The sequence below is a fragment of the Flavobacterium flabelliforme genome (assembly GCF_017948675.1).
Classification (GTDB): Bacteria; Bacteroidota; Bacteroidia; order Flavobacteriales; family Flavobacteriaceae; genus Flavobacterium; species Flavobacterium pygoscelis.
The window spans coordinates 69,381-81,695 of the sequence record NZ_JAGFBU010000005.1 but is presented as its reverse complement, the minus strand read 5'-3'; the positions used below and the strand labels follow the sequence as shown (position 1 = coordinate 81,695).

Here is a 12,315-nt window from a genome sequence, read left to right as displayed (position 1 = left end):
AAGGTATATAGTATAATAATTTTGGAAGCTTACAAAGAACAGATTATAGAAAAACAAAATGAAAAGGGACAATTATTAAATCAAATTAAAGACTATGAAAATAGACTAAGTAAAGCTAGACAATTACTAATGACAAATAAGTTTGATTCTTCAGATTACAAAGATATAAAATCGGACTACGTAGATAAATTGGCAAGGATGCAAGCAAGATACTCAGGTTTAAATACTGACCAAGATGATATTGAAAATTTACTTAATCAAGGAATTGAGAATTTATTTAGGATTCATTCTATATATGAAAACTAGGAGTTTGTTGCTTGTAGGGATTTGATTGGTTCAATATATCTTAAAAATCTAGCATATGATGGAATTGGATTTTGAACCATAAGAATCAATGAAGCGGTACAGGTAATGTATCTAATTAACAAATAATTAGAAGTAAACAAAAAAGAGACAAATCAGGATATTTCTGACTTATCTCTTATTGTGGGCTATCAAGGGCTAAGATCGAAGACCTTATCCCTATTATGATTTTTTTTGAAAGCCTAAAATAGTATAAATTATAAAAAAATAGCGCCAATGTCTTCTATTGGCGTTGTTTGTCTTTGTGTGGGCTGTCAGGGGCTACAATCGAACACTTCATACCTATTTTGACTCTTTTTGAAAGTCTAAAATAATATAAATCACAAAAAAACAACGCCAAAGTCTTCCATTGGCGTTGTTTGTCTTTTTGTGGACTTTAAGTATTTGTAAATAAATACCTTGTAGTTGTTTTTTCTTTTTGAAAGTATAAAATGATCTAAATTTTAAGACTATTACATATAAATAACTTAAGTGCCTTCATGGTACAATATTTTGAACCTTTTATTAAAAGATTTAAAATACTAGACATATAATTCTATTATATCAATTTTAACTATTGCTCCACGGATGTGTCTAGATTCTTAATTGAATTATTTGAAAGATGATTCTACTGTAATTCATGTACTACTTCTGCTAATTTATAGAGCACATTTCTTATCATACTTATTTCTTCATCTGTATATGAAATTCCTTTCCTATTTAAAATCTTTTTACATTTTGTAATTGATTGCATTCTATAAATAAATTAGTTGTGAATGGTTAATTTAGAGAATTAATATCTATAAAAGTTATTTTCCTTTTTTTTACTTGAAATGAGATCATCTTTGTCGGATTCATTTAGCAATAGATCCTCTTTTCTTATTATTGGATCAAACCAATCTGTTTTGTCTTTAGCCCATTTTAACCAATCTTATAATTCACTTGTGAGTTGATTTTTTAGTGATGCTTTTGTTTCTAACTCGTTTAAATATTCCCTAACTATTTTTGCTTTATTGTGATATAGTGCATCACTAAATAATTCTTTTGTTTTTTGAAGTTCAACCTCTCTTTTCTTCTGGAATTCCTTTTTTATTTTTTCCTCCTCTTCCATTTTGATATGGTGCAACCTGCATTCTTCACGCCATTCTAGTTCTTTAAGTGCATCTAATTCAATCTTTGCAACTATTTTAGCTAACTGATTTTCTAATTTAACTGCACCATCATGCCATTCTTTAGCGTGAAAACTTTCTCCAGTTTTTAGTATTAAAATTCCTGTTGGAATGTAAGTCGATGATTCGTATAATTTATCGGAAGGTATTCTTTTATTTTTTTCACGAATAGAAAAATGAAATTCGACATCGCTTACAACAATTCGTGGGCCTCTTTTATTTATATCTCTTCTAAAAGAATGGCCTCGATATCTCAGCAGTTTTATAAAAGTATCCATTATTCTTAGAGCTCTACTATAATTAAGCTCTGCTACATAAATGGATATAGTATCAATTTTATCATCCCAGTAATAGCGATTATTCTTTCTTTTATCATGAAGGGTTTTAGTATTTTGAACTAAAATATCAGGGTTACTTAACCTTTCAGGAACAATTAAGGGAGATTTAGAATCAGTTAAGATTTCTTTTGTTTTAATAATAAGAGGAGATTGGTCTATATTAACTAGATTTCCTTCTTCTCTTATTGTTATTATGATTTTATCTTCTTCGTCAAAAATTGGATTGAATTCTGTTTTTTTAATTTCTTTATTGAACTTCAGTTTTACCCAATAACCATTGACAGGCATTGCAATCGCGAATTGTTTACAAATTTTCTTAAAACCTTCATTTGAAATCGCATATTGCAATATCAGTTTTGAAAGAGGTGTTGACCAAACTAAAACGTATAACTGTTTTCTTGATAATTCTATAGTTTCCATATGATAAACTTCTTTAAAAAATTATATTTAAAGATACTTTATATCAATTAAAAAAGGAAAATTAGTGAAATGAAGCAAAGAAAGAATTGATGCTAGGAATACATGGGCTAGGAGCAATTTTTGTGCAGATGAATGAGATCATGAATTTTTATTTATTTTGCACCACTTTCAATTTCCATAATTCTTGGCATTTCATCATAGGTTCTACCATTAAGTAATCGTCCTGATGCCTTTTTATTTTTACCACCCCATTGTTTGAAGAAAAATGAAACTTTGGCTTTTTTACACTGCTCATAAATATCTAAAACCCAATCTTCATCCATTGGTCTAGCTTTTGGTCCACTTTCTCCACCAACGATAACCCAATTCATTTTTTTTAAATCAAGATTAGGTAAAGCACCTATTAACGGCTCTAAAGATAAAAATTTAGTATGAGCTTTAGTTTTTCTCAAATAATCTATACGATCAGTTACTCTTTCATCTTCTACAGAAACTCCCATCCAAATATTATGTGTCCAATTAAGTTTTTTGTGCACTTCAAAAAGTCTTTCAGCTCTTTTGGTTAAAACTTGAAAAACGTGTTGTGGATTATCGTTCATTACTTTGAATACTTTTTGAATGTATTCTAATGGTATTTCTTCGTGGAATAAATCGCTCATTGAATTTACAAAAACAACTTTAGGAGATTTCCAAGTATAAGGTATTTTTAATGAAGGTTCGTGAATTCTCACTTTGAAATTGTCCTTATATTTTTCAACACCCATTGCTTTAAGTCGTTTCGACATTACCTCGGCATAACAAAACTTACAACCAGCAGATATTTTGGTACATCCAGTTGTTGGATTCCAAGTCATTTCTGTCCATTCTATACTAGATTGTGCCATTATTTTCGTATTTAATAAAACATTTAACCGTTTTTGTTTTCACTTCATTCCAACCAATATAGAAAGCTCCTTTTCTTGGTTTACTTCTATCTGTATTATTTACAATCAAATTATTTGAATTTTGTATTTTTTTTAAAATTTGAACTGTATGAGTTGTAAGATGTCTATTTTCAATAGTAAAATGATGTATTTCAATATTAGAACGCAATTGTGACAAAAAAGTTATTAAATTTTCTTCAAATTTATTTGTTTTTGCATGAACTTCAATAGTTGAAAACAAATCAACCTCTTCAAATTTAGGACTCCAGCCACGACCTTCTTCTTCATCAATACTCCATTTTGCTTCTAAAAATTTTTCAAAGCCATATAAATGACTGGTGAAAAAGTAAAGTGCGAAAAATTCATTAATATTCCTTGTAATAATAAAGGAATCTACATAATGCTTTCCTTTCAACTTATTTCCAAAACCATCTCTTAATTTATGAATAAAATCAACACCTGAACTGCTCATACCTTGCTCTTCTTCAGGCATTACTTCAGCCAAAAAATTATATAAACTTTCTGGTGTAGATTTTTTTTCAAATCTATACATAAACTGTGTCGGAAGAAACAACAATACCTCTGTATTTTTATCTGAAAGTAATCCTTCTATGTCACCAACACTAATGTTTTTATAGCCATATGGATCTATGAAAATAAATCTTTTAGCCCCTTTTACTTTATGGGCTTTTACAATTTTATCTTTTAATATTTGATAGTCTTCATTGTAATAATTTAAAGTACCCATCTCTGAATAGTGCATTTTTTTTTCAGAAATATAATTGGAAAGCTTAACTGTTTTTTCGCTATTGAAATCATTAAAATTACAATTAAACTTAACGTTAGAGTTTTTCTTAGCCTTATAATAAATATCCTTAATCAATCTTAAAATGATGACTGGACTCCCTTCTTTACCGTTACTATAAATACCTTCTCCACAAAACAAATCATATACTTCAACGGTAGTAACACCTTTTGCTAAAGCCAGTATATTTATATACTTTTCTAAATAAAGTTTTAAAAGCTTTACTTTAATATCAGAGTGCTCGTAAGGGTTTATTTGAGAATCTTTCATATTTATTAAAATTAATTTTTTAATAAATATAGTTAATTCTATTTTTAAAAAAATTCAGCTTATCCTTTTTGTTTTTTTTCATTATGTAAATGGGAAAATATAATATTAATTTTTATGCCATCAAAAAGAGTTCTAGGAGTTTTACTAATTATAAATCTTATTCTTGTAATTTAAAAGAATACTCGAATCTTACTAAATATTCAATGTTTATATTGCAAATATTATTTGACACTAAATATTTCAATTTGTTCAAATAATGAATCGTCTAATTTCCTATTTTCTTCATATTCAAAATTTCTATTAGTGAAAATAGTTTCTAAGTCTAATCCTTCAATTAAAAAATCAGGAGGTAAATTATGGATCATTCTATAATCAGTTAAAAATTTATTTTTATTGTCCTCCCATTGTGAGCCTGTACCAGAATACCAATTATAGAAAATATGGAGTTGTTCGTAATTTGATAATATCGAACGCAATACCCTTAAATAATTACGTTTTTCTAAATAGTTAATTGTATTTACGTTAGCTACAAATTTTACTAATGAAAACAACTGCCTCAATATCAATGATAGTTTAGTTTCCATCCCTTTAAAAGGAAGGTGATTTAAATTAAGATTTTCATTGTTTTTCAATAAGAGATATGCGAAATGGTAGTTTGCATCTAAATCTAGTAAATCATTTAATCTACCTCCTCCGTTTAAACCATCTAAAACATTATCTAATATGACTTCAGTTGGAATATCAATTGTATGATCAGTATTGCTTTTTAAAAATTCGTAAATAGAAGACAAAAATAATTCAATTTCTAATAATTCATTTAGGTCTAAATTATATTTGTCCTTAAAATAATTAATTCTATTATAGTATTTCAACCTACCCCTATAAAAGATATAGTATGCTATTTCAATTTTTATTTTTATAATATTAGTGGCAAGTATATTGTCAACTATGAAATATATTAATTTAATTTCTTTATCAAGTTCATAAAATACCTTTCTGCCCAATAATGTATCACCGTTATTTAATGGCAAATAAATTGTACTGATTTCTTCTTTAATGAGTTTTAGCATTTCGTAAAATTGGCTTTCAAACTGCTGAATTTTGAATTCATTCTGCACTTGCTTATTAGCAACATATTGCACATAAAAAGCTAAGGATGCAGCTATGATTCCAATAAAAGCGACTATTGGATTCATTATACCTCCGATCAAATCACCGTATGGACCAATTTTCGCATAATCTGCTGTAAAAAGATTGGTGTTAATAATAAATTCATTAGTTAAATCTAAAGAAATTGCCAATAGGTAAGAGCTGAAAGCTAATAGCACTAGGGAGACAATTATAATTGAACTTTTCTTTTGAGTGTTTTTAACTGAATTATTATTCCTTTCAAAAAAATAGTAAATAGCAAATCCGAAAGATATAATTGCAAGAAATGAAAAAAGTAAAGTAAATAACTTCATTTAATTATTGGGGGTTAGATTCTATTTTTATTTTAAAATTATTTTATACGTTTTAAAAAGCCACTTCTAATAAATGCCTATTTACTTTAAGCTAATTTTTAGCTTTTTGATAATTATGCACTTGAATAAGAAAGGATGTTCAGGAAACGAAGTGTATGATTGCCTTCTATTAGATGTACAGATAACTTTCCGATTCCCTTGAAAGTTTTGTAGTATCTTTTCTAATACATCAGCTCTCCGATGTGTTGTTATGAAACATTACGGGAATGTCTCCTGACTTCGCACCAGCAATATAAATCAAATAAACAAAAAAGAAATTCATTTAAGAAGTGGTTTTTGTTTTTTAAAGTAAATATATTACGAAAAAAGCTCCAAATTACTATGAAGCTTTTGATTTATAACCTTGACAAGTTAATTTTCCAGCCATTTATGGATGATCTAGTCCGAGATGTAATTAAGAGCTAATTTAGCGCAGTTATATTTTTTATTTAAGATGACTTCTATCTTGTTAATGTTTTAAACACTCAATATTCTTTTCAAAGTATCTTGCATAGCGATTCTGAAAGCATCATCTTGGGTCACTTTTTTGTATAAATCAAGTTCTATTTTACGTTGTTGCGCCATAACCTCTTCAAATATTTTCTTAAATGCAATCTCTCTGTTTTGTGCATCGGCATTTCCAGAATATTTTTCTACATAATCCGGATGAGCTTGTATGCTTTTGGCAAGACTCACAAATTTTACCCTTTGCTCTTCTGGTGTAGCTTCCCAACCTTGAAACCAACGTTCATTGAAACTGTTGATAATTAAATCTAAAGGATTTTCGTCTTTTTCTGTTCCGTGTGCCCCTCTTGGATTTGGGTTTTGTGGGTCTAATTCTGTTTCCGAATCGTCTAAACCAATACCGACATTCAGTTTCACTCTTTCCAAACCATAAGTTGATAAATCGACTGAATTTAATAATTCATCCAAGGCATCACTACTTGAATCAACAATAATCAGTTTTGGAATTAAAAATTTCAAAAACCAGAATAATTTTTCCCAATTGACCACTTCATAAGGCAAGATTGAGGCCATCTGCCCGTATATTTTGACAAACTGCTTGGCCTTGATTTTGAAATCGGCTTTGTCGCTATCTTCTAATTCCAATTGAAAATTAAATCGGTCGGCGGCCAAATCAATAATTGGACTTAGGAGTTGTGCATCTACTTTTTTGAAATATTTATCTACAAAATCTTCTACTTCTGACCATTCATAAACGCCTATATCGTCTAAAGTTGCCTTTATTTCGTGCAGTACATTGACGTCAGTAGCTTTGTTTAATGAGGTTGCTGTATAAAAGGGGTCGAATGCCTCTTTCATTTCGTCTGTAGAATTGAAGAAATCCAGCACAAATAAATCTTCTGTCTTTTTTCCTAATTTATTAGCGGCGCGGTTTAATCTTGATAATGCTTGAACAGCTAAAACACCTTGCAGTTTTTTATCCACATACATTGCTGTTAGTTTGGGCTGGTCAAATCCTGTTAGGTATTTGTTTGCCACCACTAATATTTTATAGTCCTCACTGTCAAATTGATCTCGGGTATCTTTTTCTGCAAAACCATTAATGCTGTCTTCACTGTATTCAATTCCATCGACCGTTTTCTTTCCCGAAAAAGCAATCGCCGCTTTAAAAGGTTGCCCTTTTTCTTTTAGAATGTTTTGTATGGCAAAGAAATAACGAATTGCCGATTCGATACTTTGAGTTGCAACCATCGCTTTGGCCTTGCCTTTTAGCTTTTTGGTATTAACAATTTTAGTAATAAAATGATCTAGTGCAATATCAGCTTTTATGGCAATAGTTTGTTTGTGCTGTTCCACAAAGGCTCTTAATTTTTTCTGCGCTTTGTTGGTGTCAAACAAGGGATTGTCTTCTATCGATTTTTCTATTTCATAATAGCTTTTGTAGGTTGTATAATTGGCTAATACATCCAAAATAAAACCTTCTTCAATGGCTTGTTTCATCGAATACAAATGAAACGGTTTGAATTTTCCGTCCTCTTGCAATTCACCAAACTTTTCTAAGGTATTTGATTTTGGAGTAGCGGTAAAAGCGAGATAAGAGGCATTCTTACTCATTTTACGAGAACGCATGATTTCAAGAATTTTGTCTTGGGGATCTTCTTCTTCCTCAACAGTATTGCTTCCCATTGCACGGTTCATATTATCGGCAGCTGAACCACTTTGACTGCTATGTGCTTCATCTATGATTACGGCAAAACGCTTATCACTTAAATCGGCTATTCCATCTACTATGAAAGGGAATTTCTGAATTGTTGTAATAATTATTCGTTTACCACTTTCTAAACTTTCTTTTAATTCTTTGGAAGAATAAGCCGGAGCTACAATATTTTTAACTTCCGAAAATTCTTTGATATTCTCTCTTAATTGCTTGTCTAGTAATCGTCTGTCTGTAACCACAATAACCGAATCAAACAATGGATTTGTAATTCCACGGCTTCCGGGAGTCGTTTCAGTTTCAGGATAAGTTTCTATTAATTGATAGGCTGCCCAAGTGATTGAATTTGATTTTCCGGAACCTGCAGAATGTTGAATTAAATAGGTTTGTCCCACACCGTTTTTACTGGCATCGGCTATTAGTTTTCGAACCACATTCATTTGGTGATACCGTGGAAAAAACAAGGTTTTTTTGTTTAAGGTATCTTTTTCTTTACCATCAAAACGCACAAAATGCTGGATGATGTTTGCCAGACTTTCTCGGGTTAAAACTTCATCCCATAAATACGCTGTTTTATGTCCGAAAGGATTCGGCGGATTCCCTTTGCCATAATTATGTCCAAGATTAAACGGGAGGAAAAATGTTCCCGCGCCATCTAATTTTGTTGTCATATATACCTCATCAGTATCGACTGCAAAATGCACGATACAACGCCCAAAGTTTAATAAGGGTTGGCTAATATCTCTTTTAAATTTATACTGATTCTGTCCGTGAACTTTAGCATTTTGCCCTGTCCAATGGTTTTTGAGTTCCATTGTTGCAATAGCCAACCCATTGACAAAAATGACCATATCAATTTCTTCTCCTGGATTGGTTATAGAATACCTGATTTGGCGTGAAACGCTAAATTCATTGTTTTCAAAATTAGCTTTGGCAGCCGCACTACTACTTGCTAAAGGCAAAACATATAATAAAGTAAAGTGCGCATCATCAACTTCCAAACCTTTGCGAAGCAAACGCAAGATGCCATATTTTTTAACCAAACGATCCAAACGCTCCAAGATTTTGAGTTTCCAATCGTTCTGTTTTTGGATTTTTGCCAATTCCTCCGCTTGGGTTGTTTCTAAAAAATGCCAAAAACGAACCTCATCAATAGCATATTTAGCATTGAAATCACTAGTAGAACCAATATAATAGCCATTGCCCGAACGATACAATTCGGAACGCTCATTCACGCTATCGACTGTCGTTCCAGCTGCTTTCAATTCTTCGAGGCAACTGCCTGTAAGTTTTTTTTCTATTGCTGATTCTAAGGCTTGTTCGTTGGTTTGTGATGGCATATTTTTATCTTTCTAATTGAAATTCTTTAAATTCATCTCCTAAAAATTCAAACTTCTTTTTAAATAATGATGAAAATTTTTTATTTGCGGTAGCAAAAAATATTTGCTTTTTTTCTTTTACAATAAAATATCTTAAAAAATCTAAAAATGACAAGGCATTGAAATCGTCTATGAAAGTGACTGGATCATCAAAAATCAAAATATTAGGACCGTTTTCTAATTTTCTATTTAAACTTATAAAAATTGATAAAACTAAAGCTGCTCTTTGCCCCGTACTGATTTGTGAGATTTCAAAAGATTTACCACCTTTTATTAAAACTAATTTGTTAGATAAATATTCAATATTTTCAAACTCTTTGGGAGAATGTATTGTCGTAAAAATATCTTTTATTTCAATCAAATTATCTTTGAAGAAATCCTTTAATATTATGTCTTCACTATTATTGCTTAGCCTATCTAGTACTTCAACAGCTTTATTTAGTCTACTATTTAAAGTTTTTAGATCAGGAAAAGACTTTTCAATTTCTTCATTTGAAGTCAAAAGTTTTTTTATTTCGTTCTGACTATTTTCAATTAGTCTGAATGTGTTCAAATTTTTATTTAAAAGCGCTAAATCTTTTGATAAATCAATAATACTTTTATCTGTTGGAATATCTAAATAACGATTTAAATTCTGAAAGCTGAAATTTAATGAATCGATTAAATTATCATTTGATTTAATAATTTCCTCGATTTTATCAAAACTATCAGCATAGGACGATAATTTTAGTGCAACATTTAAATCATTTATTATTTTATCATTACTTACTTTAAAATTATCGACTTCAGTACTACTTTTATTTATTTGCATTTTAAGATTATCAATAATCTCAGTTAACACTTCTTTTTTTAAAATATCAACATTTGGGTATATCATTTGTAACGCCAATTTCAAAATAGAAAACTCAGATATCGATCCCTCAATATTATTTAATTGGAAAAATATTTTATCATACAATTCTTTTTCAGATAAAATTTCATTTTCCTTGGCAATCCTTTCTTTAATGGCATTATTTATTTGAGAAAGATCTAAATCTTCGTAATCTTTTAAATATTCAGAGACTACCATTTCATATCTCCTTAAGTGTTTTATTTCTAATTCTAGTTGGTCAATTTCCTTATTAAATACTTCTAATAAATCATTCTTACTTTTAATAAGATTTTTAAAATCATCATTTATTAAATCATTATCTAGCCTTAATAAAAGTTCTGTTTTTGAAATTTCCTGATCACACAACGGACAGCATTGATTCGAATGAAACTTATCGTTTAGAATTTTTCTTCCAATAGTTTTTAGTTCAATAATAAGCCCTTCATTTACCGAAAAACCTTTTTGTAAAAGAGATATTTCACCTTTTAAATCACCTTGTGATATAGTTTTATCTACGAGTACAGATTTTTTAGATGATATTAAGTCGGCAAGTGATTTACGTTCTTCTGATAATTTCACTATATCTAGCTGTAAATTGTTTAAATCTTTTAAAGTTTTTATTATTAAAAGTTGCGTCTCAATTTTTTTATAATTAATTGCTAAATCTTCAATTTTGGAACAATTATCAATTTCAATATATTTATAAAAGGTATTAATTTTTGAAAGAAAATCTTTATTTTTTTGTCTATCAAGAATACTTTCATTTGACTTTACAATATTCAAATTAAAGGCTTCCTTGTTTTCGGAAACTAAATTTTTACGTGTTTCAACAATACCACTAACTTCTTTAAACTTACTAAAATTTGTTACCTTCTTAGATAATATAAAATCTAATTCATTTTTAATTTCGTTGACAAATAAACCAGAAACCGAATAATTGGATTCGTCATAAATAGCTTTATATCCAAGGCTAAGCATGTTCCCTTTAATGTTTCCTTTTAGTTCACTAAAATTTTCATCGTTTTTTAATTCACTGATGCGATCTTTATTTTTTTTAAGATTATCCAATTTTTGACTAATTTCTTTGGAAGCTTTATTTAATTCCGTTCGAAGTCTTGGTCTAATTTTTTCAATCTTATCTTTTAAAATTGTGAATTCCTCTCCTAAAATAATTTGCTTTAAAGATTCATTAATTACACCAGCATCTTCGGCATTTGAAAACTGATGGGCAGCATCCGTATTAAAAAAGTTAAACTGATTAAATGATTCGAAAGTTCTATTTCCTTGTTCAGAAAGACGTCTATTGTACCATTTAGATCCTCTTTCTTTGTAGATTCTATTATTAGGAGAATAAGTGTCTTTTAAATCTTCATTTAGAATTGCTGTGATAGAATTAGGAGCTTCATCTTTACGATCATTACGCTGAGTTTTTCCTGTCAAAATTAACTCTATAGATTCTAATAAACTGGTTTTACCCACACCATTTGACCCTGTAAATAAATTCACATCTCCAAAATTGAAATCTCGTTTTTTAGGAAATGGTCTATATCCTTGATTTAAGTTTATCGAATTTATCTTTTCTACTACAGGAATATGATCTAAACTTCTTTCTAGTCCTTGAACAATTTCTGGTGATTTATCATTCAGAAAATTTTTAACAATACCCTCATTTGAAGCTGAACTGTACAGTTCTTGTAATCCAACTTTGTTTAATTCTCTTTTCCAAACTGAAGTAATATCTGGTAGCTCACTAGCTTTCGATGTTTCTAATTCAAAATAATCTAAATATTCATCTCCGGTAAATATCAATTTTCTTGCATATTTATCGTCCCTTAGAATTTTTATTTTTAAAGCTTCAGAAATATTACTATTTATAAACAACAAATAAATATTCCATTGTAGTGTTTCTTCTTGATTGTAAAATTCATTTGCCAAATATTTATATTGTAATTCTTCAAAGTCCTCTTCTGAAATTTGCTGTTCAAAATTTAAATAGTAAATACCTGCAACTTTATCATTAATATTTAGCTGTCCTTTATATAGATCTTTATTTACTGGTTTAAAATGCGTAAATAATTTTTGTGATTGTTCTATTAATTGTTGAGTATTCATAATAA

General features: G+C 29.3%; 7 protein-coding genes. 1 reads left to right on the top strand and 6 read right to left on the bottom strand.

From position 1 onward, the window contains the following. Positions 1 to 21 precede the first annotated feature (21 nt). Positions 22 to 306, top strand: coding sequence for a hypothetical protein (locus J3S90_RS12535; RefSeq protein WP_210646488.1), 285 nt, complete (start codon positions 22 to 24; stop codon positions 304 to 306). Positions 307 to 1,273: 967 nt separating this feature from the next. On the opposite strand, the gene J3S90_RS12530 is transcribed toward J3S90_RS12535, so the two are convergent. From J3S90_RS12530 to J3S90_RS12505, 6 genes are all read right to left on the bottom strand, one after another. Further along, on the bottom strand, positions 1,274 to 2,269 hold the full coding sequence (locus tag J3S90_RS12530; RefSeq protein WP_210646487.1) for a hypothetical protein: 996 nt from the start codon (positions 2,267 to 2,269) through the stop codon (positions 1,274 to 1,276). A gap of 152 nt (positions 2,270 to 2,421) precedes the next feature. Further along, positions 2,422 to 3,153, bottom strand: coding sequence for a DUF5131 family protein (locus tag J3S90_RS12525; RefSeq protein WP_210646486.1), 732 nt, complete (start codon positions 3,151 to 3,153; stop codon positions 2,422 to 2,424). Next, positions 3,140 to 4,267: a three-Cys-motif partner protein TcmP gene (tcmP, locus tag J3S90_RS12520; protein ID WP_210646485.1), complete on the bottom strand. Its 1,128-nt coding sequence runs from the start codon at positions 4,265 to 4,267 to the stop codon at positions 3,140 to 3,142. Before tcmP ends, J3S90_RS12525 begins: the two co-directional genes overlap by 14 nt. 221 nt (positions 4,268 to 4,488) lie before the next feature. After that, positions 4,489 to 5,568: a putative phage abortive infection protein gene (locus J3S90_RS12515; protein ID WP_210646484.1), complete on the bottom strand. Its 1,080-nt coding sequence runs from the start codon at positions 5,566 to 5,568 to the stop codon at positions 4,489 to 4,491. A gap of 678 nt (positions 5,569 to 6,246) precedes the next feature. Beyond that, positions 6,247 to 9,288 (bottom strand): type I restriction endonuclease subunit R, encoded by a 3,042-nt coding sequence (locus J3S90_RS12510; protein WP_210646483.1) that lies wholly within the window; start codon positions 9,286 to 9,288, stop codon positions 6,247 to 6,249. Positions 9,289 to 9,292: 4 nt separating this feature from the next. Then, the gene (locus J3S90_RS12505; RefSeq protein ID WP_210646482.1) at positions 9,293 to 12,310 is read right to left on the bottom strand and encodes an AAA family ATPase; all 3,018 of its coding nucleotides are present in this window, start codon (positions 12,308 to 12,310) and stop codon (positions 9,293 to 9,295) included. Between the last annotated feature and the right edge of the window lie 5 nt (positions 12,311 to 12,315).

Coding starts and splice junctions, on each gene's coding strand:
- J3S90_RS12530 (WP_210646487.1), bottom strand. CDS start 2,269: ATGGAAACTATAGAATTATCAAGAAAACAGTTATACGTTTTAGTTTGG.
- J3S90_RS12525 (WP_210646486.1), bottom strand. CDS start 3,153: ATGGCACAATCTAGTATAGAATGGACAGAAATGACTTGGAATCCAACA.
- tcmP (WP_210646485.1), bottom strand. CDS start 4,267: ATGAAAGATTCTCAAATAAACCCTTACGAGCACTCTGATATTAAAGTA.
- J3S90_RS12510 (WP_210646483.1), bottom strand. CDS start 9,288: ATGCCATCACAAACCAACGAACAAGCCTTAGAATCAGCAATAGAAAAA.
- J3S90_RS12505 (WP_210646482.1), bottom strand. CDS start 12,310: ATGAATACTCAACAATTAATAGAACAATCACAAAAATTATTTACGCAT.